Origin of the sequence: Paraburkholderia sp. WS6, from assembly GCF_030464835.1 — a bacterium.
Classification (GTDB): domain Bacteria; phylum Pseudomonadota; class Gammaproteobacteria; order Burkholderiales; family Burkholderiaceae; genus Paraburkholderia; species Paraburkholderia madseniana.
In genome coordinates this window covers 52,969-78,772 of record NZ_JALQCK010000005.1, presented here as the reverse complement: position 1 = coordinate 78,772, position 25,804 = coordinate 52,969, and the positions used below count along the sequence as shown (strand labels likewise).

General features: G+C 62.3%; 17 protein-coding genes and 1 tRNA gene. 6 read left to right on the top strand and 12 right to left on the bottom strand.

What is annotated here, in order from left to right; all coding sequences use genetic code 11:
• Window positions 1–19: 19 nt before the first annotated feature.
• Window positions 20–96: transfer RNA gene (locus tag M0D64_RS08185), tRNA-Met, on the bottom strand.
• 127 nt (window positions 97–223) lie between these two features.
• On the bottom strand, window positions 224–511 hold the full coding sequence (locus M0D64_RS08180; RefSeq protein ID WP_154566144.1) for a hypothetical protein: 288 nt from the start codon (window positions 509–511) through the stop codon (window positions 224–226).
• A gap of 257 nt (window positions 512–768) precedes the next feature.
• Between M0D64_RS08180 and xth the strand changes: the two genes are divergently transcribed.
• Window positions 769–1,545 carry an exodeoxyribonuclease III gene (gene xth / locus M0D64_RS08175; RefSeq protein ID WP_154566143.1) on the top strand — a complete coding sequence of 259 codons (777 nt, stop codon included), beginning with the start codon at window positions 769–771 and terminating at the stop codon, window positions 1,543–1,545.
• A 68-nt stretch (window positions 1,546–1,613) separates the two neighbouring features.
• Here xth and M0D64_RS08170 read toward each other — a convergent pair whose 3' ends face one another.
• The 4 genes from M0D64_RS08170 to glnA all read right to left on the bottom strand — a co-directional run bounded on the left by M0D64_RS08170 (window position 1,614) and on the right by glnA (window position 8,418).
• Window positions 1,614–3,887, bottom strand: coding sequence for a prolyl oligopeptidase family protein (locus M0D64_RS08170; RefSeq protein ID WP_266257284.1), 2,274 nt, complete (start codon window positions 3,885–3,887; stop codon window positions 1,614–1,616).
• A 209-nt stretch (window positions 3,888–4,096) separates the two neighbouring features.
• The gene (gene ntrC / locus M0D64_RS08165) at window positions 4,097–5,614 is read right to left on the bottom strand and encodes a nitrogen regulation protein NR(I) (RefSeq protein WP_154566141.1); all 1,518 of its coding nucleotides are present in this window, start codon (window positions 5,612–5,614) and stop codon (window positions 4,097–4,099) included.
• Window positions 5,615–5,647: 33 nt separating this feature from the next.
• On the bottom strand, window positions 5,648–6,790 hold the full coding sequence (gene glnL / locus M0D64_RS08160) for a nitrogen regulation protein NR(II) (RefSeq protein ID WP_154566140.1): 1,143 nt from the start codon (window positions 6,788–6,790) through the stop codon (window positions 5,648–5,650).
• A gap of 212 nt (window positions 6,791–7,002) precedes the next feature.
• Window positions 7,003–8,418 (bottom strand): type I glutamate--ammonia ligase, encoded by a 1,416-nt coding sequence (gene glnA / locus M0D64_RS08155; RefSeq protein ID WP_154566139.1) that lies wholly within the window; start codon window positions 8,416–8,418, stop codon window positions 7,003–7,005.
• 439 nt (window positions 8,419–8,857) lie between these two features.
• Here glnA and M0D64_RS08150 point away from each other — a divergent pair, with 439 nt between their 5' ends.
• Window positions 8,858–9,322 (top strand): rhodanese-like domain-containing protein, encoded by a 465-nt coding sequence (locus M0D64_RS08150; protein WP_154566138.1) that lies wholly within the window; start codon window positions 8,858–8,860, stop codon window positions 9,320–9,322.
• Window positions 9,323–9,499: 177 nt separating this feature from the next.
• Here the strand turns inward: M0D64_RS08150 and M0D64_RS08145 are convergent, their stop codons facing one another.
• The 4 genes from M0D64_RS08145 to M0D64_RS08130 form a co-directional block, all read right to left on the bottom strand.
• Window positions 9,500–10,330: a molybdopterin-binding protein gene (locus tag M0D64_RS08145; RefSeq protein WP_266257283.1), complete on the bottom strand. Its 831-nt coding sequence runs from the start codon at window positions 10,328–10,330 to the stop codon at window positions 9,500–9,502.
• Between the two features lie 30 nt (window positions 10,331–10,360).
• Window positions 10,361–11,191, bottom strand: a complete 831-nt coding sequence (locus tag M0D64_RS08140; protein WP_266257282.1) for an EI24 domain-containing protein — start codon at window positions 11,189–11,191, stop codon at window positions 10,361–10,363.
• A 186-nt stretch (window positions 11,192–11,377) separates the two neighbouring features.
• A complete protein-coding gene (locus tag M0D64_RS08135) occupies window positions 11,378–12,379 on the bottom strand; it encodes a sterol desaturase family protein (protein ID WP_266257281.1) in 1,002 nt (333 codons plus the stop codon).
• Between the two features lie 46 nt (window positions 12,380–12,425).
• Window positions 12,426–13,445 (bottom strand): beta-propeller fold lactonase family protein, encoded by a 1,020-nt coding sequence (locus M0D64_RS08130; protein ID WP_154566134.1) that lies wholly within the window; start codon window positions 13,443–13,445, stop codon window positions 12,426–12,428.
• A 617-nt stretch (window positions 13,446–14,062) separates the two neighbouring features.
• Here M0D64_RS08130 and M0D64_RS08125 point away from each other — a divergent pair.
• Window positions 14,063–16,423: a YadA family autotransporter adhesin gene (locus M0D64_RS08125; RefSeq protein ID WP_266257280.1), complete on the top strand. Its 2,361-nt coding sequence runs from the start codon at window positions 14,063–14,065 to the stop codon at window positions 16,421–16,423.
• A 268-nt stretch (window positions 16,424–16,691) separates the two neighbouring features.
• On the opposite strand, the gene hrpA is transcribed toward M0D64_RS08125, so the two are convergent.
• Window positions 16,692–21,203 (bottom strand): ATP-dependent RNA helicase HrpA, encoded by a 4,512-nt coding sequence (hrpA, locus tag M0D64_RS08120; protein WP_266257279.1) that lies wholly within the window; start codon window positions 21,201–21,203, stop codon window positions 16,692–16,694.
• Window positions 21,204–21,226: 23 nt separating this feature from the next.
• On the opposite strand from hrpA, the gene argA reads away from it, so the two are divergent.
• The 3 genes from argA (at window position 21,227) to proP (ending at window position 25,171) form a co-directional block, all read left to right on the top strand.
• Window positions 21,227–22,615 (top strand): amino-acid N-acetyltransferase, encoded by a 1,389-nt coding sequence (gene argA, locus M0D64_RS08115; RefSeq protein ID WP_054043361.1) that lies wholly within the window; start codon window positions 21,227–21,229, stop codon window positions 22,613–22,615.
• 55 nt (window positions 22,616–22,670) lie between these two features.
• Window positions 22,671–22,946: an oxidative damage protection protein gene (locus M0D64_RS08110; RefSeq protein WP_154562696.1), complete on the top strand. Its 276-nt coding sequence runs from the start codon at window positions 22,671–22,673 to the stop codon at window positions 22,944–22,946.
• Between the two features lie 722 nt (window positions 22,947–23,668).
• A complete protein-coding gene (gene proP / locus M0D64_RS08105; protein ID WP_233464949.1) occupies window positions 23,669–25,171 on the top strand; it encodes a glycine betaine/L-proline transporter ProP in 1,503 nt (500 codons plus the stop codon).
• Between the two features lie 139 nt (window positions 25,172–25,310).
• Here proP and M0D64_RS08100 read toward each other — a convergent pair whose 3' ends face one another.
• Window positions 25,311–25,799, bottom strand: a complete 489-nt coding sequence (locus tag M0D64_RS08100) for a metallophosphoesterase family protein (RefSeq protein WP_266257278.1) — start codon at window positions 25,797–25,799, stop codon at window positions 25,311–25,313.
• Window positions 25,800–25,804: the final 5 nt, after the last annotated feature.

The following is a 25,804-nucleotide window of genomic DNA, read 5'->3' as shown; positions in this document are numbered from 1 at the left end:
GCGGGCTTTCAACAATGCTTGGTTGCGGGGGTAGGATTTGAACCTACGACCTTCGGGTTATGAGCCCGACGAGCTGCCAGACTGCTCCACCCCGCGTCAGAGAAAAAGAGTATATAGGGCCGTTCGCGAGACGTCAAACAATCGGATCAAATAATTTCAAATGAGGTGCCCGTCGCGTGTCCACACTCGTGCAGCAAGTGAATGCGGCGCATGAGCAGGCGACTCAGAGATCCTCGACCGTCGCGCCGTCCACTTTGCCGTCGATGATGTCCGCGCCGTACTGGCTCGCGCTGCGTTTCGCCACGCCGAAATCGGAGAACGTGGACGGCAGCACCAGACGAAACACGCGGCTTGCCTTCGAGCCGCTGATCGCGCCCGGCCGGCATACACGTACCGCCACGTCGTAACCTTCGGCATGACGCTTGTGACCGTCGAACTTGTCGAACTGCCGCGAAAACACCAGCGGATGCACTTCGAAGTCCTTATAAAGGGCTGGATATAGTTGGGCCATGATGCATTCCCGATGCGCGTAAAGGTGATCCCACTATACGCCGCGGCATGACGGCGTCGGGCTTTTATTTTCGACGGCCGCCGGGGCAATTTTCACCGTCGCTCGCCTCGCGCGATAAGATGCGGGACTATCGGAATCGCCCCGATCCTGCCAATCCGAATCCGGGTCGCCAGACGGGTCGTCGCTGAAGCAAAAACAAAGCGGAACGCGGGGTCAGTGCCCCACAAAGCCTTGCCCAGCAAGAATGTGAGAACTTTATGAAAATCGCCACCTGGAACGTCAACTCCCTCAAAGTCCGCCTGCAGCACGTCACCGACTGGCTCGAAACCAGTCACGCGGACGTGCTGTGCCTTCAGGAATTGAAGCTGACCGACGACAAATTCCCTCGCGCCGAACTCGAAGCAAAAGGTTACCGGAGCTGGTTCGCGGGCCAGAAGACCTATAACGGCGTCGGCATCCTCGTGCGCGAAGGCCTGAACGTCGACGAAAGCAGCATCGTGCGCAATATCCCCGGCTTCGAGGACCCGCAGCAACGCGTGATCGCCGCGACCGTCGAGGGCGTGCGCATCATCTCCGCATACTTCCCGAACGGCCAGGCGCCGGGCACCGACAAATTCGCCTACAAGCTGAGCTGGCTCTCCGCCCTGCACGACTGGATCGCGAGCGAAATGGCGGTGTATCCGAAACTCGCGCTGCTCGGCGACTACAACATCGCGCCGGAAGATCGCGACGTGCACGATCCGAAAGCATGGGAAGGCCAGAATCTGGTGTCGCCCGAAGAGCGCGCCGAGTTCGTGCGGCTGGTCGAACTTGGTCTCATCGATGCGTTCCGTCAGTTCGAGCAGCCGGAGAAAATCTATTCGTGGTGGGACTACCGGATGATGGCGTTCCGCCGTAACGCGGGGATGCGTATCGACCATATTCTGCTGTCGAAAGCGCTTGCAGAAGCGTGCTCGGCCTGCGATGTCGACAAGGTGCCGCGCAAATGGGAGCAACCGTCGGACCACGCGCCGGTGGTCGCCCAGATCGACTGAACGCGCGGCCCCAAGCGGGGCCTCAGCAAGATCAGAGCGGAGCGGCAGCCGGCCTCTGTTTCAAAAGCCTACGCCGGCCCGTTCAAACAGCGCCACAAGAACTCGAACACCATCGCATCATGCCCGGCCTGCTCCAGCTCATCGGAGCCGCCGTGGCCCCCTTCCGTGTTCTCCCGATACCAGACCTTCACTGCGCCCAGCGCCTGCATGCGCGCGGCCATCTTGCGCGCGTGTCCGGGGTGCACACGATCGTCAGCAGTCGACGTGGTGAACAGCACCGGCGGATACGCCACGTCCGCACTCACGCGATGATAGGGCGAGTAAGCCGCCAGCACGCGTGCTGCGTCGGGTTCGTCCGGATCGCCGTATTCATCGATCCATGACGCGCCCGCGTGCAGCAGGTGATAGCGGCTCATGTCGAGCAGCGGCACCTCGCACACCACGGCGCCGAATAATTCGGGTCGCTGCACCATGCTCGCCGCGACCAGCAGGCCGCCGTTGCTGCCCCCCTGAATGCCGAGTTGCGCGGCGCTGGTCACGCCTGTGCTGATGAGCGCCTCGGCCACCGCGATGAAATCGTCGAACGAGCGCTGCCGATGCTCGCCCTGCGCCGCCGTATGCCACTGCGTACCGAACTCGCCGCCACCGCGAATATGCGCCACGACGTACACGCCACCCCGCTCGAGCCAGCCGATGCCCGGCCCGGTCAGATAACCTGGCAGCAACGGAATCGCGAAGCCGCCGTAACCGTTGAGCAAGCAGGGGCGCGCTTGCTCCTGCGCTTGCTCGTCCGTTTGCTCATGCGTCCGCTCGTACACTTGATCGCGCGTCTGCTGCGCGGTCTGCGTCGTCTGCTCTTGCGCAGTTTGTTGCGCAACCCGCGGTCCGATCACGGTGTACGGCACCCGCGTGCCGTCCGCGGACACCGCGTGCCCACGCGTCACCGCGAACGGCGCCGCATCGAACTGAGTCGGCCAGCGGTCGAGCAACGTCCAATCGGTCAGGTCATTCTGGGCAAGATCGGTGAGCCAGTACGCAGGCGGTTGCAAATAGTCGTCGGTATCGACAAACACTTCATCGTTCAGCGTCGGCTCGATCGGTGAGACGTCGGCTTGCACATCGTCACGCGACGGAAAGAGGCGTTGATGCCATTGCCAGGCTTGATCGGCCGCTTGCGACGGGGTCCACAGCAAGGTCTTGCTCTGCACATCTTCCAGGTACGACACGATCAGGTGATTGCGCGTGTGTGTCCACTCGCAGGCGGAGGTTTGCGATGTCGGTGTGAAAAGCGGCACCACGTCACGCTCGCCACGCAAGAATGCGGCTTCGCGGATCGCCAGTAACGCGCCGCCCGGATAGCGCACGCCATTGCAGTCCCAATCGAGGCGCGGCTCGAGCAGCAGCCAGCCTTGCCAGCCGCCGATCGCGACGTGCGACGGCACGTCGTACTGCAGCCAGGCGCTCGCGCTATTGGTAACGCTGCCTGCATTAACCGCATTAGCGGGATTGCGCTCATTGGCCGCGTGGGTCACACCGGCGGCATGGGTCGCGTCCGCAGCGCCATCGGTGCCATCGAGGTAGTACGTATACGAATCGAAGAAATCGACGCTGCTCACCACCGTGTGGCGCCGCTCGATCGGATCGTAGTGAGCCTCCACACCGATGTCGCCAAACGCCCCTTTGAAGACCACCGGCGCGTCGGTCAGTGCGCTCCCTCGCGTCCAACGCCGCACTTCGCGCGGATAGCCAGAGCGCGTCAGCGTCTTGCGGCCGTTGTCCCAGCCGACATAAAGCGTGTCCCGATCGATCCACGAGGCCGTGTGCTTGCCGGCCTTCGCAATCACGAAGCCGTCGTCGACAAACCGTCGCGCGTCAATGTCGAACTCGCGTACCACCAGCGCATCCGAGCCTCCCGGCGACAGCGTGACCAGCGCGCGATCGCCATCCGGATAAAGAATGTCGAGTTCGGCGCAGACCCATGGCGTGCCTTCGGCTGCACCAAGCGCGTCGAAGTCGAGCAGGTTCTGCCAGACGGGTGCGCCACTGCGCCAGGCCGCCCACGTCGTGCGCCGCCAGATGCCTTTGGGATTGCGCTCGTCCTGCCACAGATCGTAGGCCCACTCCTTCCAGCGATCGGGGACGACCGGACGCTCGCGCGGCAGATAAGCGTCGGCAAGCCGCTGTTTGAGCGAATCGAATTCCGCGCTGCTGCACCACGCGGCACGCGTGCGGGCGTTCTGCGATTCGACCCACGCGAGCGCGTCAGGGTCGTCGAGCGCTTCGAGCGACAGAAAGGGATCGGAAGAAAGCGGCCAGGAGAAAAGAGCGGGAGAAGCGGGCATCGTCGGCTGTCGAATGAAAACAGCGTCGATTATGCCTTGCGGGAGCCGGAGAGCCTTTGACGCTGCGCGCCGGAGCGGCTGACGGTACAGCCGACGAAGCTGTCCATGCGGCGGTGCCTGCGGGATTGCCCAGGAGCCGACCTAACGGGGCAGCCTAAGTAACAACTGCCGGGGCGGCTGACAAACCGCCCCGGCTAACCGCGCAAACCTCAGGGCTCGAGATTGAGCTCCTGAATCTTGCGCGTAATCGTATTGCGGCCAATGCCGAGCCGCTCCGCCGCCTCTACCTTGCGTCCGCGCGTGAAATCCAGCGCCTCGCGAATCACCGCCGCTTCGAAGCGGCGCGCGAGTTCATCCATGACGTCGGCCGCATTCTCGCGCAACATCCGCGCGACTTCGGTGCGCAAGCCGCCTTCCCAGGCGGCGACGGTGGTCGCGACAGGCATGCCGGCAGCGCTGGCCGGATGAGTGGCCGCGCTGATGCCGTTGATCGGCGCGCCGCCGGCGAGCCCTGCTTCACCCGCACCGATCACGCCGTTGCCACCGCCCGCGAGATCGGCCACGCCGACTTGCGTGGGGCCCAGATCGGGCGGCAAGTCCTTGATCTCGATGGTCTGCGCCGGCGCCATCACCGTGAGCCAGTTGGCAAGATTCTCCAGTTGACGCACGTTGCCCGGAAACGGCAGCGATGCCAGATAAGCGAGCGCCTCTTCCGACACACGCTTAGGCTCCACGCCCAGATCGCGCGCACTCTTTTGCAGGAAGTGGCGCGTAAGCAGCGGAATATCTTCGCTACGCTCGCGCAAGGCCGGCAAACGCAAGCGGATCACATTGAGCCGGTGATACAAATCCTCGCGGAACAAGCCCTGACGCACGCGCGATTCGAGGTTCTGATGCGTCGCGGCGATCACGCGCACATTGGCGCGCAACGGATTGTGACCACCGACGCGATAGAACTGCCCGTCCGACAGCACCCGCAACAGGCGCGTCTGCAGATCGAACGGCATGTCGCCGATTTCATCGAGAAACAGCGTGCCGTTCTCGGCCTGCTCGAAGCGCCCCTGGCGCATGGCCTGCGCGCCGGTAAATGCTCCGCGCTCATGACCGAACAATTCGGATTCCAACAGATCCTTCGGAATTGCCGCCGTGTTAAGCGCGATGAAGGGACCGTTCGCGCGTGGGCTATGTCGGTGCAACGCACGCGCGACCAGTTCCTTTCCGGTGCCTGATTCGCCGGTAATGAGCACGGTGGCCGCGGAATGCGACAGCCGGCCGATCGCGCGAAACATGTCCTGCATCGCCGGCGCCTGGCCGAGCATTTCCGGTGCATCGGCAACGCGGTCGTCCCACGTCTGTTCGCCGCGCATGCTTTCGTCCACCGCGCGACGGATCAGCTCGACTGCCTTGTCGACGTCGAACGGTTTGGCGAGGTATTCGAATGCCCCGCCCTGGAATGCGGCGACCGCACTGTCCAGGTCCGAGAACGCCGTCATGATGATGACGGGCAGGCCCGGCACCTTGTCGCGGACGGTTTGCAGCAATTCGAGGCCGGAGCCGCCAGGCATCCTGATGTCGGACACCAGCACCTGCGGGCTGTCGTGATCGAGCGCGGCCGATGCCTCGCGCACGTTCGCGAAGCTGCGTGTCGCGAAGTTTTCGCGGGCGAGCGCTTTTTCAAGCACCCAGCGAATCGATTGATCGTCGTCTACTATCCAGATCGGCTTCATATAGGTCGTTCAGAAGTCTTGAGATACATATGTTTAGCAGTCGAGCGGCAGCAGAATCTGAAACTCGGTGTGGCCCGGCCGGCTTTCCACTTCGATCAGCCCGTCGTGCTGTTGCACGAAAGTCTGTGCGAGCGTCAGGCCGAGACCGCTGCCGTCCTCGCGCCCCGACACGAGCGGATAGAAAATGCGGTCACGGATTTCTTCGGGAATGCCTGGCCCGTTGTCAGTGATATGCAAGTCCAGTGCCAGCTTACATAAACGTTTCGACACGGTGATCTTGCGCGCAATGCGAGTGCGCAATTCGATGCGCGCATCGCCTTGCGAGATGCGTTCGCGCAAGGCTTCGGCAGCGTTGCGCACGATGTTCAGCAACGCCTGGATCAGTTGCTCCTTGTCGCCGCGCAGGTCCGGCACGCTCACGTCGTAATCGCGCTCGATCGTGAGACCGCGCGGAAACTCCGCGAGAATCACCTGGCGCACGCGCTCGCACACTTCATGAATATTCACGTCGCCGACGATATGCGGATGACGGTGTGGCTCCAGCAGGCGATCGACCAGCGTTTGCAGCCGGTCCGATTCCTTGATGATGACCTGCGTGTACTCGCGCAACTCGTCGCGCTGACGCTCGCCGAGTTCGAATTCGAGCAGTTGCGCCGCGCCGCGAATCCCGCCGAGCGGGTTCTTGATCTCGTGCGCGAGATTGCGGATCAGTTGTTTGTTGACCGCCGTGAGGTCGTTGATGCGTTCCTCGCGGTCGGTGCGGATATGCCGCTCGTTCTCGAACAGTTCGAGCAGCACGTAGTCTTGCACGCTCTCCAGAAAGCCGACGATCGCATGCACATGCAGCGGCTCGTGGCCCGGACGCTCGAGTACGGCGTCCAGATGCGTCGCGTGAAAACGGTGGGCGGCGATCGCCGAAATGGTGGCGAGCAGTTCGTCCGCATTCGAGAAGATGTCCGGCCACGCCATCTGCGTCAATTGCTTGCGCGAGAGCTCCAGCATCGACTCCGCCGACGGGTTCGCAAACACCACGCGCAACGTGCGTTTCTCCAGCACCAGCACGACCGTCGGCAATGCCTCGAAGCCCGGCAGCAAACCGGAACCCACAAGCTGAGCGTCGTCCGACAGCGTCTGCTCGTGCCCTTTCCTTGCCTTCATCAGATTCTTCAGAACCATCTTGCAGTCTGGCCGATAGGAGATGGTGATCAATCAGGTGTACCGCTTATTGTCCTGCCTGATGCGCTACTTCATTGCCCCTGCGCCGCGAACGCTGCGAATGGACTCATTCGCGCCTAACAAAAAAGGGACGGCGCCGCCGTCCCTTCGTGACCGATCGCGAGCGTCGGGCAAAGCGCTTCGCCGTTTGAAGGGCGAAGCGCCATTGCCGCTTACAGCGAGTAGTACATTTCGAATTCGATCGGGTGCACCGACTGACGATAGCGTTGCAGCTCGCCCGTCTTCAGTTCGATGTACGCGTCGAGCATCGAGTCCGTGAACACGCCACCGCGCGTCAGGAATTCGCGGTCCGCGTCGAGTGCGTCAAGCGCCTGGTCGAGGCCGGCACACACGGTCGGGATCTTTGCATCCTCTTCCGGCGGCAGGTCGTACAGGTTCTTGTCGGCCGCTTCGCCCGGGTGAATCTTGTTCTGCACGCCGTCCAGACCCGCCATCATCAGCGCGGAGAAGCACAGGTACGGATTCGCCATCGGATCCGGGAAACGCGTTTCGATACGGCGGCCCTTCGGGTTCGACACGTGCGGAATACGGATCGATGCCGAACGGTTGCGAGCCGAGTAAGCCAGCTTCACCGGTGCTTCGAAGTGCGGCACGAGGCGCTTGTACGAGTTCGTCGACGGGTTCGTGATCGCGTTCAGCGCGCGAGCATGCTTGATGATGCCGCCGATGTAGAACAGCGCGAATTCCGACAGACCTGCGTAACCGTTGCCTGCGAACAGGTTCGTGCCGTCTTTCCAGATCGACTGGTGAACGTGCATGCCCGAACCGTTATCGCCGACCACCGGCTTCGGCATGAACGTAGCCGTCTTGCCGTACGTGTGCGCGACGTTCATGATGATGTACTTCATTTGCTGCAACCAGTCGGCGCGTTGCACCAGCGTCGAGAACTTCGTGCCGATTTCGTTCTGGCCCTGGCCCGCGACTTCGTGGTGATGCACTTCGACCGGGATGCCGATCTGTTCGAGCAACAGACACATTTCCGAACGGATGTCCTGGAACGTGTCGACCGGAGCGACCGGGAAGTAGCCGCCCTTCGTGCCCGGACGGTGGCCGGTGTTGCCGCCTTCGAAGTCCATCGCCGACGACCACGGTGCTTCTTCCGAACCGATCTTGACGAACGTGCCCGACTGGTCCGTGCCCCACTTGACCGAGTCGAAAATGAAGAATTCCGGTTCCGGACCGAAGAAGGCCGTGTCGCCGAGGCCCGTGCTCTTCAGGTACGCTTCAGCGCGCTTGGCCAGCGATCGCGGGTCGCGTTCATAGCCCTTGCCGTCAGCCGGTTCGACGACGTCGCAGGTCAGGACGAGGGTCGACTCTTCGTAGAACGGGTCGATGAAGGCGGTGTTCGCGTCCGGGATCAGCAACATGTCCGATGCTTCGATGCCCTTCCAGCCGGCAATCGACGAACCGTCAAACGCATGGCCGCTTTCGAACTTGTCTTCATCGAATGCCGACACCGGCACCGAAACGTGTTGCTCTTTGCCGCGCGTGTCGGTGAAGCGGAAGTCGACAAACTTGACGTCCTCGTCTTTGACGAGTTGAACGACGTCGGCCACGGATTTACTCATAACCTATCTCCTGATTAACGAATTCGGCGGATTCAGCCGCCGCCCAATCTAGCTGACCCGTCCCGGCGCGTCCACCCCTCTATCGTTGAGGATGAACATAAAAGCCTGCTGGAACAAATCGATCGGCACCAATAAAGCAGCTTCTGTGCCATGTATGCGCCAACCCGGCGCAGAACCACACTGCGCGCGCGTTTGCGGGGAATGGGCGCACCGAACAGCATGCAGCCCTCAAATCTTTACACTGCGCAACGCACCGAGTTAGTGCATTCACAAAATCAGCAACGGGTGACGCCTCTATTTTGGTGCATTCTGGAGAATATGCACCACTATTGAGCGCACGTCTCCTTGCTTCGTGCGGACGGGACGCCGTCTCTGAACCGCATGCGCGTCGCACGCCGCGCGCTAGAATGTTCATTTGGTCCGACGGAGATTTGCGCTCATGAGCACGCTCGAACAGTTGTACGCCCAGGCGGACAAGCGCCGCACCGAGAGCCAGTTGCCCTATGCGGGCGCGATATCGCCCGCCGAGGCGTTCGAACTGCTGCAACTCGATCCGCGCACGCGTCTCGTCGACGTGCGCACCCGTGCCGAACTCGATTGGGTCGGCCGGCCGGTTATCGGCGACGGGCAATACGCCCACGTGGAATGGACGCGCTATCCCGGCGCCGTACCGAACCAGGAATTCCTTCAGCAACTGAGCCACATCGCCTCGCCCGATACGCCGGTGCTGTTTTTGTGTCGCAGCGCCGCGCGCTCGAAGCTCGCTGCGATCGCCGCTACCCAAGCCGGCTTTACCAAGGCGTATGACCTGCTGGAGGGCTTCGAAGGCGACAAGGACGGCCAGGGGCATCGGAAGACGGTGTCGGGCTGGTGCTTTCGCGGGTTGCCGTGGATCGGCGCCTGATTGCTGATTCGCAGGGGCCTTCGGGCGATGGGCGGGACAATCAGACGCATCGTCCGCGCTGCATGTGACAGGCCGATGATGCGTTGAGTTTTCAGTCAGGCACGGGCGCAAGCGCGCCCGAAGGAAGGATGGCGTGCGCGGCGATCAAACGGCGGCACGACCAGGCTCAATCACTACTCAAGCGCGCGGTTTAGCCGCAGCCGCCTCCGGCTCGACGATATCGCCGCCCAGCAGGTGCACACCTTCACGCAGCTTCACAAAAGCCGCCGCCACCGCTTCCGGTTCGCCCTTCACACCGAGATCGATGTGATGCCGCGCATACACGCCGCCGCGCTCTGCATCGCCCACGCTCGGCAGGCTGAACACCCGCACACCCGGAAAATCGTGTTCAATTTTTTCCATCAACGGCGTCAGGCGCGACTCCGGCAGCTCGAACACCAGCAATGACTTTTCCGCGTGCGGCATCGCGTGATGCAGATGGGCGTATTGCGTATCCAGCACCCACTCGATCATCGGCCACGCCATCACCGGGAAACCCGGCACGAAGTAGTGCTGCTTGATCGAGAAGCCAGGAATCTTGTTGTAGCCGTTGGGAATGATCGACGCGCCCTGCGGATACGTGCCCATGTTCAGACGATGCCGGTTCTCAGCCGAATTCAGATCGAGCGGCGTTGCGGCGTTCGCCGGATACATATCGCGGATGCGCTCCTGAATCAGCTTCGCAGCCTCCGGATGCAGTTCGAGCGGCACGCCGAGCGCGGCTGCCGCGCACTGGCGGGTGTGGTCGTCCGGGGTGGCGCCGATGCCGCCCGTGGAGAACACGATGTCGCCCGAGGCGAACGTGCGTCGCAACGTCGCCGTGATGCGCTCCGGCTCGTCGCCGATGTATTCCGCCCAGCCGAGCGCCAGCCCGCGCGCGCCCAGCAATTCGATGACCTTCGGCAGATGCTTGTCGATACGTCTGCCCGACAGGATTTCGTCGCCGATGATGATGACGCCAAATGCCATTGCCGCCTCTTTCGCTTTGTCAGTAATTCATCAGTAGGGAACCGGCGCCGCGTGCCGCGGGCCGTGCTCTTCCGCGCGCATGCGTTGCAGTGCGCGCAGACAGTAGTAGCCGAACCACAGCGCCGAAAATACAAGGATGAACGCGTAGATCCAGATCGTCACCGCGGTGATCACGGGAAACAGCACGATCAGCCATACCGACGACGCCCACAGCAGCGTCGGCAGCGAACCCAGCAGCCCACTCGCGATGCCGATCAATAGCAGCGGCAACCGGAAGCGCCGCACCAGCGCGCGCCGCTCGTCACGCGTGGCATGCAGCGCGAGCGCGTCGTAACTCATCACGCGATACGTCAGCCAGCCCCACAGCAGCGGCGGAATCAGCGCGAAGAACGGCGGCACCAGCCAGAGTGGCAACGTGACGACCAGCAGCACCAGACAAACCACCGTGGTCAACAATGCGTGGCCCAAGCTACCGTACCACGTTCCGCCGCGGCGCATTTCAAGGCCGGGGAATTGCCGCGCCGACAGAAAGCGGATCACCGCCGGCATCGACAGCGTGGCGATCAACAGCAGCACCGTGACGACGATCAGCGGAATCGCCATCGCAATCACGATGAACGGCGCGATCGCCGTGTGCAGCGCCGAAAAGCCGAGCCAGTCGAACAGATGATAAAGCGTGACCGTGAACGACCAGCTTTCGAGCCACGTGCGCGTGGCGCCGATCAGCGTCTGCCAGGAAAACCACAGGATCACGCCCCACCCGACCGTTGCCGCCAGAAACGGCAGGAAAGTCAGCCAGAGCATGCGCGGGTGGAGCGCGCTTGCAAGTGCGCGCCCGAACGAGCGCAACAGATCATTCATGCGAGCCAGTGCCGGTGAACGAAACGATGGAATAAAGGAAATAGCGCGGCGAACCGGCGAAGGGTCCGGTGAACAGACCGAAATGCAGACCGGAAAACGACTCAGGAACGTGCGCGCAAACGTGGACAGGATAAACCACGTGACGCGCCGCCGGGGAAACCGGCGGCATGAGAAGAAGACGAATGCTCAGACCGCAGCGGCGTCGTTGGCTTCGGCGCGGCGCTTCGGCGAAAGTCGCCCGGCGATGCGCACAAGAGCGAGCCAGTGCTGCGCCCAGAAACCATCGCCATAGCGGCGGCGACCTTCGAGTTGATCGCGGATGCCAGTGGGCTCCATTTCGCGGCTCCACGATACGCTTCGGAACAGCATGTCCCACCATGGGAACAGCACGCCGAAGTTGCAACCGTACTTCAACCCTTCGTGGCCATAGCCGATTGCATGATGCCGGCGATGGAAGGTCGGGCTGACCAGCAGGCGCTCGCCGAGCCAGCCGAAGTACAGACGGATGTTCGCGTGCTGCACGCTCTGCGCGAGGTTCGTGATTGCCACCAGCACGACGAATTGCGACGGCGGCACGCCGATCACCAGCGCGATCGATGCGAAAAACGACGCCTGCAACAAACTGTCGAGCAGATGGTTACGGTCGTCCGACCATAGCGACATCTGCTGCTGGCTGTGATGCACTGCGTGCAGCTCCCACCAGACGCCGAACCGATGTTCCCAGCGGTGGTACCAGTAACCGGCGAAATCGAGCACGAGCAGATACATCGCGAACGTGACGAGCGGCTGCGTAGTGACGCCTGGCCACAGATTGTCGAATTCGATATTCGCGATGTTGTGCAGACGCAGCCAGGCCTGCACGTTGTCGAAGAATGGCTGCAGGGCGAAGAAGAAGAACAGGTTCAGGATGCCGAGCTTGACGATCCATGTGTAGATCACGTCGACGCGCACCGCCTTGCGGTTTTCCCACCGCTCGACCGGGCGCAGCGCTTCGAGCGGGCGCAGCACCGCGTACATCGCCAGCACCTCGAAGACGCCGACGATCACCCAATACAGGCTGTCGAAAGTGTCTTCGTCGTAGTCCATCAGATTGAAGCGGAACAGCAGCGGCTGCACCACGTCGACGTACAGCAACGTCTGCACCGTTGAGACGAAGCTGTCGAGCGAAGAAAAAATCAGATGGAACATGGTGCTGGCCTGTTACTTCATTTCTGGCGGTTCGCTGATAACAGCGTCAAGCGCCGTTCGGCGCCGTGACCGGCGCGCGATTGAAGAAATAGATACCGTGCGGCGAACGGCCGACGGCAATCGTCTGGATCAGCTTACGCGTGTTCAGGTCGATGATGCCGATATGCTTCGCGAAACGGAAGGTCACCCACAGATAGCGTTTGTCGGCGGACAGTTCCATGTCGTCCGGCCCCGGCATCAAGCCGGTGATGTCGCCAACGTTGGTGAGCGTATCTTCGTCGATGATGCTGATCGTGCTCGCAACGCGGTTCGACACCGCCACATGTTTGCCGTCAGCCAGCGAACGGAAGTTGTGCGCGCCCTTGCCGGTCGGGATCGTCTTGACGATCTTCTGATTGCGCCAGTCGACCACGGCGACGTAGTCCGCCCCGGTCATGCCGATCAGCAGGTACTTCTCGCCCGGTGTCATCCACAGGCCAGCCGGCACCTTGCCGACCTTCATCTTCCACTTGACGGTTTGCGTGGCCAGATCGATAGCGGCCAGCTCGCCCGAAACCTGCAGCGTGACGAAAACCGTCTTGCTGTCATTGGTGAACGCCATGTGGCTCGGCATCACCGCAAGCGGCAGACGCGAGGCCAGCGTCATCTGGTTCTTCTGGCTGTCGTAATGATAGATGTCGAGGCGGTCCAGACGCAGCCCGGTGGTGACGAGCCACTTGCGGTCGGGCGAAAAACCGATCTGGTACGGATCCTCGATGTTCTCGACCCAGCGCTGAACCTGGCCCGATTTCGGATCGACGAACATCAGGTTGTTCGACACCGAGTTGGCGACGATCAGCGACGAATTGTCCGGCGTGGCCATCAGGTGGTGGGGTTCTTTACCCGTCGGCACCGTGCCGACGACCTGATGAGTGGTCTCGTCGATCAGGCTCAGCGTGGCTTCGCCGGAATTGAGCACGATCACGTTGTTGGCGTGAGCCGCCGGAGAAAAAAAGCCTGCGGCGGCGACCAGCGCTGCACCCGCGGCGAACGTGGCAGTCAAGCCGGGAAGAAAAAATTTACGCATGAAAACTCACTTCGGAGAACAACCGTCATTGTAGAACGTTTGCTGTGACCAGCGGTTGACGTGGATGCGGGTGCGACGCGCGGAAAAGCGGAAACCAGGCGGGATGCGGGCACGACACTGTCAGCATATTCCGCCGCACTGCCTACATAACGCCGGCTTCATGCAGGAAATCCTCATTCGATTTTCACAACGCCATTATTTTAATCAAATCAATGGATCATTACATTCTTACATTTTTAAAATTCACATAAGACAAATCAAGACGATTCTTTATATTTCCTAATTTTACACATCTGGATATCAATTAATCAAAATAAATTACAAACAATTATTTATTTTCAACCGTTTAGGAATTGGCTTATTCCACCTCTCCCCCGCCACACCTGACAATCCCGCCGATCATCGCCCATGCACTTAATCCTGTGGACTCAAGAGCGTAAAGCCGGCGATTCGAACGCGCGAAAAAATCAGCAGGACACGGAAAACGGATACCGGAGAAACCGCGGTCTATATGTTCTTATTTTGTGCGCGACATACCAGGGCGATGACGCCTTATTCGAATCGCCGCGCTTTCATCTGCAGTCCGCGCATGCAATAACCGCGGAGTTACTTAAATAATGAACAAGATTTACAAATCGGTTTGGTGTGAAGCGACGGGAACGTGGGTGGCCACGTCGGAAACGGCCCGGGGGAAGACGAAACGCGGGACGTCGCGGAAACAGGCGTTGGCACAGGCTGTGCTGGCTGGTGCTGTTTTGCTGGGAGGGGTGTCAGGAGCGTATGCGGGGAACGCTGACATTTATTTCGACGCCACATCACTAGTCCCGGCTGGAGATCACGACGCAAGCGCTAGTCAACCAGGCGCTATCGCGGCAGGCGCGAATGCCGTCGCGTCGGGTACAGGCTCCTCCGCGTTCGGTTATGGGGCCAATGCGACTGTCAACGGCGCCAGCGCGTTCGGCTATATGGCAGAGGCTAAAGCCAAAGCAGCGTTTGCTGCCGGCGGTGGAGCGCTAGTCGACACAGGGGCGGAATACAGTACGGCCGTCGGCAACATATCCACGGTCAGGGGAATCAACTCGACATCCATCGGCGCCTTTTCGGAAGTGGACGGCGCCAACTCCGTTGCAATTGGCTATAAGGCCACTGCCACTAGCGACAACAGCATCGCGCTGGGCAACATGGCCGACGCTAGCGCCGACGGCTCCGTCGCATTGGGCCAAGGTTCGATCGCCGATCGTACTAAAACCGTCTCTGTCGGTGCAAGCGGCGCAGAACGTCAAATCACCAACGTCGCAGCCGGCACTGAAGCTACGGACGCCGTCAACCTGAGCCAACTGAATGCGGCCGCCGCTAACGCCTCGCGCTATTTCAAGGCAGGCGGCGCCAATGACGGCTCGGACGACGCCACCGCAAACGGCGACCACTCGGTCGCGATCGGCGCCTACGCCAACGCTTCCGGCTACGCGTCATTTGCAGCCGGCACCTCCTCGTGGGCACAGGGAGACAGCAGCACGGCCGTCGGCACCCTCGCCACGGCAGCAGGCGACGGCTCGACGGCCCTCGGCTACAAGGCGAATGCCGTCGCGGTCAATTCGGTCGCGCTGGGCCAGGGCTCGGTCGCCGATCGTGCTAACACCGTCTCTGTCGGTGCAAGCGGTGCAGAACGTCAAATCACCAACGTCGCAGCCGGCACAGAAGCTACGGACGCCGTCAACCTGAGCCAACTGAATGCGGCTGCCGCTGACGCCTCGCGCTATTTCAAGGCAGGCGGGGCCAATGACGGCTCGGACGACGCCACTGCAAACGGCGACCACTCGGTCGCGATCGGCGCGTACGCCAACGCTTCCGGCTACGCGTCATTTGCAGCCGGCACCTCCTCGTGGGCACAGGGAGACAACAGCACGGCCGTCGGCACCCTCGCCACGGCAGCAGGCGACAATTCAACGGCCCTCGGCTATCAGGCAAATGCCAGCTCCGCCAACTCGGTCGCCCTGGGCAACGGCTCGATCGCCGATCGCATCAACACCGTATCGGTCGGTTCAGCGGGCGCAGAACGCCAGATCACCAACGTTGCAGCCGGCACCGCCGACACCGACGCCGTCAACGTTGCCCAGTTGAAAGAAGTTACGTCGCAGACCGACGCCAAGCTCGACGGCGCCGTGATGTATGACAAGAACGCCGACGGCAGCGTCAACAAGAACAGCGTCACGCTCGGCGGCGATGCATCCAGTGGTGGCACGATCATCCACAACGTCGCCGACGGCGTGGACTCAACCGATGCCGTCAACGTCGGCCAACTGAACACGGCAATCGGCAACGCTGTGCAGAACATCACGGTGAATCCGAACGTGCCGTTCTTCAGCGCCGACGGCAATGTCGGCACAGAAGGTGCACAGGCCTCGGGCACGCATTCGGTCGCTGTGGGCGCCAACGCCAACGCCACCGGCACGAACGCCATCGCCATGGGCGCGAACTCGGTCGCAAGCGGCAACAACGCCACCGCGCTCGGTGCCGCGGCGAACGCCAGCGCCGACAACTCGGTGGCATTGGGTCAAGGCTCGGTCGCGGATCGCGCGAGCACGGTATCGGTCGGCGCAGCAGGTCAGGAGCGTCAGATCACCAACGTCGCGGCCGGCGTGCAAGGCACGGATGCAGTCAACGTCAATCAGTTGCAGCAATCCATGAGCGGCGCAGTCGGCCAGGCTAACAGCTACACCGACGACCAGATCCGCTCGGCCCGCCGCGATGCCTACGGCGGCACGGCAACGGCACTTGCAGCAGCAGGCTTGCCGCAAGCGGTCTTGCCGGGTCACGGCATGGTGGCCATGGCCGGCGGCACCTACGGCGGGCAGTCGGCGATCGCCATCGGCGTGTCGCAATTGTCGGAAACCGGCAAGTGGGTCTACAAGGTACAAGGCACCTCTGACTCGCGCGGCCAGTTCGGCGCGTCAATCGGCGCCGGCATGCACTGGTAAAACGTCGGCAAGAAAGATGACCGGTTCGATCTGAGCCAGTCACATCAAAGTCATCCGCGTTGCTGTACTGGCAGCGAGCAGGCGCGGGTCCGAAAGCGCTCGCGCCCTTTACGCGTGACGTCATTCTCAAAAGGAATGGTGTCACGCGTTTTTTTGCTCGACGCCACGTGCCGCACCGAATCCGCTAGCGCTAGGCAAGCGAAGCGGGCACCTGCGGCGCCCCACTCCATGTGTCGCTCAGCGCCGCGTCGCGCCCTCCTCTCACCGCTCAACGCTGCATCGACTCCCACACTTTGTAGAGACGCTTCACCGAGACCGGCATCGGTGTACGCAACTCCTGTGCGAACAGCGAAATCCGCAGTTCCTCCAACAACCAACGGAATTCCGACAAGCGCAGATCCAGCACGCCGCCGCGTTGCGCAAGCGCGCGCTGATAGTTTTGCAACAGTGGCTGGAATTCTGCGAACTGCCGTGCGTCGCGCGCGGAGTCCGCCTTCAGCTTGTCGATGCGCAGCGCAATGCCCTTCAGGTAGCGCGGGAAGTGCGCCAACTGCGCATACGGTGTATCGACCACGAAGCGTTTACCGATCAGGCCATCCAGTTGGCTATGCATATCCGCATGCGCGGCCGTGAACGCCTTCGCCTGCACCAGCTTTTTCGTCACAGTCGCGTATTCGCTGAGAATCTGCCCTACCAGCCGCGCGATTTCCTGAGCCAACAAAGTCAGACGGCTGCGGCCTTCGTCGCGGCGCGTGTGGAAACTGACATCATCGGCCGGCAGCGGGTCTTGCAGACAGGCGCGGTCGAGCGCGGTGTCGATCAATTGATCGCGCAGTTCTTCCTGGGTGCCGCGGGGCATGAACTGCATCGCCATTTCGCGCAAACCCGGGAGATTCTTTTCCAGGTACTTGATCGGCTCCTTCAATTGCAACGCGAACAAGCGCCGCAGCCCTGCGCGATGGATGCGCGCGGCTTCATCGGGTGAATCGAACACTTCGACGTCGCAATGCGTGCCGCGATCCACTAGCGCCGGATAACCGAACAAAGTCTGACCGCCACGGCGAATTTCGAGCAACTCGGGGAGCTTGCCGAAATTCCACGTTGTCAGCTTTTCGTACAGCGCGGTGCCTTGCGCGCCTTCTTGCGACGTCGCAAGCGGTCCGGGCGCAGCAGTGCTCTTGCCTCGCGAAGCCGCACCGTTTGCCGCGCCGACTGCTCCGCCTGCTTGCGCACCAGCGGCCACGCCGCCACCGCCGCCCGCATCTGCCAACGCCACCCCGGCCGCACCCGACGCGATCTTCTGGAAGTGCTGCTGCGCCTGGCCGCCAAGTTCAGCACGCAGTTGCGACATATTCCGGCCCATCGCAAGCTGCCGCCCGTGCTCGTCGACGACCTTGAAGTTCATGAACAGATGCGGCGTCAGCGTTTCGAGCTTGAAATCCGATTGCTTCATCGCGACCTGGGTCTGCTCGCGAATATCGGCGATCAGCGTCTCGAGCAAACCGCCCGCGCCGAAGCGAGGACCACTGTGCCGTTCGACGAAACCCGCCGCGAACTCGGGCAGCGGCACGCAATGGCGCCGCAGCTTCTGCGGTAACGATTTCAGCAGAAGTTGCGCCTTCTCTTTCAGCATGCCGGTCACAAGCCATTCGCAGCGTCGTGCGTCGACCTGATTCAGCGCATACAGCGGCACCGCGAGCGTCACGCCGTCGCGCGGCGAACCCGGCTCGAAGTGGTAAGTGAGCGCCATCTCGACGCCCGCCATCGTCATCCGCTTCGGGAACAAGTCGGTCGTGACGCCGGCGGCTTCGTGCCGCATCAGGTCGTCGCGCGAGAGATACAGCAGACGCAGCTTGTCTTCCGGCTGGCCGCTCTTCTTCACCTCGTCGCGATACCAGCGCTCGAACGACGCGCCCGTGTAGATGCCTTTCGGCAGCGCCTGATCGTAGAAGCCGAAAATCAGTTCGTCGTCGACCAGCACGTCCTGGCGGCGCGACTTGTGTTCGAGCTGCTCGATGTCGGCAAGGAGCTTACGGTTGTGCGCGAAGAACGCGAGCTTCGTATCGAACTCGCCTTCCACCAGCGCGCCGCGAATGAATAGTTCGCGGGCGCGCACCGGGTCCTGTTTACCGAAGCTCACACGCCGCCGGTGGTAAATCGGCAGACCGTACAGTACCGCGCGCTCGAACGCCGACACCTGCGCCGCGCGTTTTTCCCAATGCGGCTCGGACAACGACTTCTTCAGCAAATGCTCACCGATCTTTTCGATCCACTCCGGCTCGATCTTCGCAATGCAACGCGCGTACAAACGGCTTGTCTCAACCAGTTCGGCGGCCATCACCCATTTCCCGGCTTTCTTCACCAGCGCCGAGCCCGGCCAGAGGTAGAACTTGATGCTGCGCGCGCCGAGGAAATACGGTTCGTCGTCGGCTTTCAGGCCGATGTTGCCGAGCAGGCCGGTCAGCAACGCGAGGTGAATCTGCTCGAAAGTCGCTTCGGCCTCGTTCAGCCGCCAGCCGTGCTCGCGCACCACGGTCAGCAGTTGCGAGTGCACATCGCGCCATTCACGCAGGCGCAATTGCGACAGGAAGTTCTTGCGGCACTCGTCCTGCAATTGCCGGTTCGACTTCTTGTGCGCGATCGCTTCTTCGAACCAGTTCCAGATCTTCAGCCATTGCAGGAACTCGGAGCGCTCGTCGGCGAACCGGCGGTGCGCCTGGTCGGCCTGCTCCTGCGCTTCGATCGGCCGGTCGCGCGGATCTTGCACCGACAATGCGCTGGCAATGATCAGCACTTCCTTCAACGCCTGCTGATCGCGCGCGGCGAGAATCATCCGGCCTACGCGCGGGTCGAGCGGCAAGCGCGCGAGTTCGCGGCCGAGCGGCGTGAGCTGGTTGTCGTCGTCGACGGCGCCCAGTTCGTTGAGCAATTGATAGCCGTCGGCGATGGCGCGGCCCGGCGGCGGTTCGATAAACGGAAAGGTTTCGATCGCCGTCAGATGCAGCGACTTCATGCGCAAAATCACCGACGCCAGCGACGAACGCAAAATCTCCGGGTCGGTAAAACGCACGCGGCCCTGATAGTCGCTTTCCTCGTACAGACGAATACAGATGCCATCCGCGACGCGGCCGCAACGCCCTGCCCGCTGATTCGCGGCGGCCTGCGAGATCGACTCGACCTGCAACTGCTCGACCTTGTTGCGATACGAGTAGCGCTTCACGCGCGCCAAGCCCGTATCGACCACATAGCGAATGCCGGGCACCGTCAGCGAGGTTTCCGCGACGTTAGTGGCCAAAACGATACGGCGCGCGTTCGAGGTGCGGAACACGCGTTCCTGTTCGGCAGCGGACAAACGGGCGAACAGCGGCAAGATTTCCGTGTGCGGCGGGTGGTGCTTGCGCAGCGCCTCCGCGGCATCGCGAATTTCCCGCTCGCCGGGCAGGAAGACCAGCACGTCGCCGGGGCCTTCACGGCACAGTTCGTCGACCGCATCGACAATCGCTTCCATCAGATCGCGATCAGTCTCGCGCTGGGTTTTCGGCCTGTCACGCGATTCACGCGACGACGAGGAAGAAGAACCCTCCGCCGCCTTCACCGCCGGGCTGTCCTCAGCGACCGGCCGGTAGCGCACCTCGACCGGATAGAGACGGCCGCTCACTTCGATCACCGGCGCAGGCTTGTCGTCGCGGCCGAAATGGCGTGCGAAGCGGTCCGCGTCGATCGTCGCCGAGGTCACGATCAGCTTCAGATCGGGCCGCTTGACGAGGATTTCCTTCAGATAGCCGAGCAGAAAATCGATGTTCAGGCTGCGCTCGTGCGCTTCGTCGATGATCAGCGTGTCGTAGGCTTTTAGCAGCGGATCGGTCTGCGTTTCGGCGAGCAGAATACCGTCGGTCATGAGTTTGACCGACGCGCCCGGCGACAGATTGTCGGTAAACCGCACCTTGTAGCCGACCACTTCGCCAAACGGCGTGCCGAGTTCTTCGGCTATGCGGCGGCCCGTTGCCGACGCCGCAATTCGGCGCGGCTGCGTGTGACCGATCAAACCGGAGCCGCCCGCGCCGAGACCACGCCCGAGTTCGAGGCAGATTTTCGGCAACTGGGTCGTCTTGCCCGAACCGGTCTCACCGCAGACGATCACGACCTGATTCTGTGCGATGGCCCGCGCAATTTCTTCCCGACGGCCGGACACCGGCAGCGCTTCAGGAAAAGTAATCGGCGGAATCGGGTTCGGTTCGACGACGCGTTGAACGCGCGGTGGCCGCGGCTCGCGACGGGGCTGGCCGTTTTGAGCATCGCCTGCTTGCGGCGATTTCTGCGCGGGCGCACCGCTTTGCTGATTGGCACGTCCGTCGCCACGCCTCGGCTGATTTGGAGCTCGCGTGTTTTCGGACTGCGCGCGCCGTTCATCGCCCTGCTGCTGGCGTTGGCCGCGAGGCGCGTTCTGCGCGCGTCCATCGTCGCGGCGCGCGGGCTTCTCCGCGCCGCCGGAAGTCGGCTGGCTGCGCGCAGCGTCGCCCTGTGGCGTGTGCTTCCGCCCCTCATGAGCAGCTTTCGGCGCCTGCGCGCCCGCTTCGCGGCGCGCCTCACGCGGCGGATTATTTTTCTGTGCGGACACGCGCGCGTCATCCGCGGAGCGCAGAGACTCACGCGCGGCTGGTGGCGTGTTGCGAGTTGCGTCCTGCGCATCGCGGCGGCGCGCGTCGCCGGGCTTCGCCTGATCGGCGGGCGGCGTCACATTCTCGTTCGCCGTAGCGGGACTTTTGGGTACATTCGACATGGGGGCGCATTATAATCCCCGGCATGAATTCCCAAACCGACCTCGTCCCCGCGCCCGCGAGCGTTCCGGCCCCCGCCGGAGCAACGGAAGACCTCGCACAGCACGCGCAATTCGTCGACTGGATGCGCTCAGTCGCCCCTTACATCCATGCGTTCCGTAACAAGACGTTCGTCGTCGGTTTCGGCGGCGAGGTGGTGCATCAGGGGCTCCTGAATGCGCTCGTGTCCGATATCGCGCTGCTGCAGGCCATGGGCATCCAGATCGTGCTGGTGCACGGCTCGCGACCGCAGGTCGAAGAGCAGATGAGCCTGCACGGCGTGGAATCGGAGTTTTCGCACGGTATGCGCATTACCGACGCGCGCGCGTTGGAGTCCGCGAAAGAAGCGGCCGGCGAAGTGCGTCTGGATATCGAGGCGGCGATCAGCCAGGGCTTGCCGAACACGCCAATGGCGCACGCGCACATCAGCGTGGTGTCCGGCAACTTCGTGACGGCGCGCCCGGTCGGCATTCTGGACGGCGTCGATTTCGCCCACACCGGCGTGGTGCGCAAGATCGACGCGGATTCGATCCGCCACTCGCTCGCGAGCCGCAAGCTGGTGCTGTTGTCGCCGCTCGGCTTCTCGCCCACCGGCGAGGCATTCAATCTGTCGATGGAAGACGTCGCCTCGGCGGCGGCGATCGCACTGCGCGCCGACAAGATCGTGTTCCTGACCGAGACCCCGGGCCTGATGGAGACCGGCGAAGACGGACCGGTACTGGTTCGCGAACTGTCGCTCGACGACGCCTACAAGCTGCATGAAAGCGGCGAAGTCACCGGCGACGCGGGCTTCTATCTGAAACATTCGATCCGCGCCTGCCGCGGCGGCGTGGCACGGGCGCACATCATCCCCTACGCGCTCGACGGCAGCCTGCTGCTCGAACTGTTCCTGCACGACGGCGTGGGCACGATGATCTCGTACGAGAACCTCGAAAGCCTGCGCGAAGCCACGCCGGACGACGTCGGCGGCATTCTCTCGCTGATCGAGCCGCTCGAATCCGACGGCACGCTGGTGCGCCGCGGCCGCCACCAGATCGAACGCGACATCGACCATTTCTCGGTGATCGAGCACGATGGCGTGCTGTTCGGCTGTGCGGCGCTGTATCCGTACCCGCAGGAGCGCATCGGCGAAATGGCGTGTCTCACGGTCGCGCCTGAAGCGCAAGGCACGGGCGACGGCGAGCGCCTGCTCAAACGCATCGAACAACGCGCCCGGGCACGCGGCCTCACGCGGATTTTCGTGCTCACTACGCGCACCGAACACTGGTTCCTCAAGCGCGGCTTCGTCAAGGTCACGGTCGACGACCTGCCGGAAGACCGCCGCCGACTCTATAACTGGCAGCGCAAGTCGCTCGTGCTGATGAAACAGCTCTGAGCGTCCCCATATAAAGCGACTGCCCGCCCCCACATCGATATAGGAGAAGCACAGCATGACTCGTACGGTTCAATGCGCGAAGCTCGGCAAGGAAGCCGAAGGCCTCGATTTCCCGCCGCTGCCGGGCGACCTTGGCAAGCGGATCTACGAAAGCATTTCGAAGGAAGCCTGGCAGGCCTGGTTGAAGCAGCAAACCATGCTGATCAACGAAAACCGCCTGAACATGGCCGATCCGCGCGCACGCCAATATCTGATGAAGCAGACCGAAAAGTTCTTCTTCGGCGAAGGCGCGGATACGGCACAGGGCTACGTGCCGCCGGCAGCCGAGTAAGCGCCTTCTTGCGCTACAAGCCAGGATTGGCGATCACCCTGACGAAAAATCCGCGCCGCGAGCGCGGATTTTTTTCGCCTGTTTGGCCACGCATTTCATCGCGCATTTCGCCGCTTTCGGGCCGTGGCAAAATTCACTAACCGGACCATTTCCGGCCATTTTTAAGCCTCTTTTCCATACCGCCGCAATCCGCCGAATCCCCCGCCACGCAAGGGATTGAGTGCCCTCCCCGGGCTGCCGGCCGGGCCCCTAGTTTGCACGATCATCCGTCATCGTGCTATCATGTGCATCGTTCCAACAGCAATTCATCAGCATTTCACCTCGCGTCACGTTCAGTTCAAACTTGGCATGCTGTGCGTACCAAGGGCCGGATTGAACAGTTTTTATACAAGAAGGCTTGTCGGTCGTTTCCCCGCTTGAGTTCGCACTATGAGCGGCGATCCAGCACCGGCCTTTTTCGTTTCGAGCCTTCCAGCGGCGCATGGGCCAGCTTTCAGCCACCCCAGCGTCCTCATGCATCTGCCCCCCTTCCACGGCCACGCAGATGCAACAGTCAGCACAATCTAGACGAGTGTTTTTTCGCGAATGAATCGCGAGGCACGGGCGTTCTGTTTTCTTTTTCACGCCCCCTTCGATCGCCTTCGGGCGAGAGAGACGCCATCGCTCTGCTCGCGAAACTGCACTTCCCCAGCACCCGTGGCGGAACGTTCATGCGCGTTTTCATGAGTTTCGTCGCAGTCATTGGAGTTTTCACCTTGACCGCTTCCAGCAACGGCTTCTGGCGACATCACAAAGAAGAACAACGCCTCTCACTCGACGACATCACCGTCGTCGACAAATCTCTCCTCAAGCGGGCCGTCGGCGCCATGGCGCTCGGCAACGCGATGGAATGGTTCGATTTCGGCGTGTACAGCTATATCGCTGTCACGCTCGGCAAAGTGTTCTTCCCGTCGTCGAGCCCGTCCGCCCAGTTGATCGCCACCTTCGGCACGTTTGCCGCGGCGTTCCTCGTGCGGCCTGTCGGCGGCATGGTGTTCGGGCCGCTGGGCGACCGCATCGGCCGTCAGCGCGTGCTGGCCATGACCATGATCATGATGGCGCTCGGCACCTTCGCGATCGGCCTGATTCCGAGCTACGCGACGATCGGCATTTTCGCGCCGGCGTTGTTGCTGGTCGCGCGCCTCGTGCAAGGCTTCTCGACGGGTGGTGAATACGGCGGCGCCGCTACCTTCATCGCCGAATTCTCGACGGACAAGCGCCGCGGCTTCATGGGCAGCTTCCTCGAGTTCGGCACGCTGATCGGCTATGTACTCGGCGCGGGTACGGTCGCGGTTCTGACGGCAACGCTGTCGAACGAGGCGCTGCTCTCGTGGGGCTGGCGTGTGCCGTTCCTGATCGCGGGCCCGCTGGGTCTGGTGGGTCTCTACATCCGGATGAAGCTCGAAGAAACGCCCGCGTTCAAGAAGCAGGCCGAACAACGCGAAGCCGAAGACAAGGCGCTCCCGAAGCAATCGTTCCGCGAGCTGCTCATCCAGCAATGGAAGCCGCTTCTGCTGTGCGTCGGCCTCGTCCTGATCTTCAACGTCACCGACTACATGGCGCTCTCGTATCTGCCGAGCTATCTGTCGGCCACGCTGCACTTCAACGAAACGCACGGTCTCTTCCTCGTGCTGCTAGTGATGGTGCTGATGATGCCGATGACGCTGGCAGCCGGCCACCTGTCCGACACGATCGGCCGCAAGCCGGTGATGCTGTTCGGTTGCGTGGGTCTGTTCGTGCTGTCGATTCCCGCGCTGCTGCTGATCCGCATGGGCACGGTGCTGCCGGTGTTCGGCGGCCTGATGATTCTCGGCGTGCTGCTGTCGTGCTTTACCGGCGTGATGCCGTCGGCGCTGCCGGCGCTGTTCCCGACCAAGATCCGCTACGGTGCGCTCGCGATCGGCTTCAACATTTCGGTGTCGCTGTTCGGCGGGACGACGCCGCTCGTGACGGCGTGGCTGGTCGACAGCACCGGCAATCTGATGATGCCGGCGTACTACCTGATGGGCGCGTCGTTGATCGGTATCGTGTCGGTGTTCGCGCTGCGTGAAACGGCCCGCAAGCCGTTGCTCGGCTCCGGTCCGTGTGTCGCAACGCGTGCCGAAGCGCATGCGGTGCTGCGCGGCGAGCGTGAGGCAGCGGAGATGGATGAAGGCTACGCTGCCGCGGCTACGGCGCGTGCCTGATCCTGACTTGCGCGGTAGCTAATCGCTGAAGTGGTACGCGTATCGCCCGCAATCGCTATGACGGGCGGCGACAGGCAACCACAGCAATAAGCGTGAGCATGTCCGAAAACGGGCCGGCAGATGTTTGCCGGCCCGTTTTTTATGTCACCAGAGAATCGAACGTTGCGCTGGCGTGCGCACCTTCAACGATCAGCATGCCGGCGGAAATCGGCAACTTGAAACGCCTTGGCCCTGCGCTGCCTGGATTGACGAACAGCACCCCGTCGCGCTCGCTGATCGCGGGCTTGTGCGAGTGCCCCGTCACGACCACGTCGATGCCCGCGCTGCGCGGATCGTCGCCCACGTCGGCGATGTCATGCACGACTAGGATCGTCACCTGTTGCACGGTCAGCTTGACATGCGTCGGCAACGAGGCGACTGGGTCGCCGATGTCGTTGTTGCCGCGCACGGCGGTGACCGGCGCGATCCGTGCGAGCGCATCGAGCACCGCCTGATTGCAGATATCGCCCGCATGGATGATCGCATCGCACCCTGCGAGGTACTGCAGGGCTTCAGGACGCACGAGGTTATGCGTGTCGGAGATCAGGCCGATCCGGGTGACGGGGGAGCTTTGGGTGCGCGAAGTCATGATGT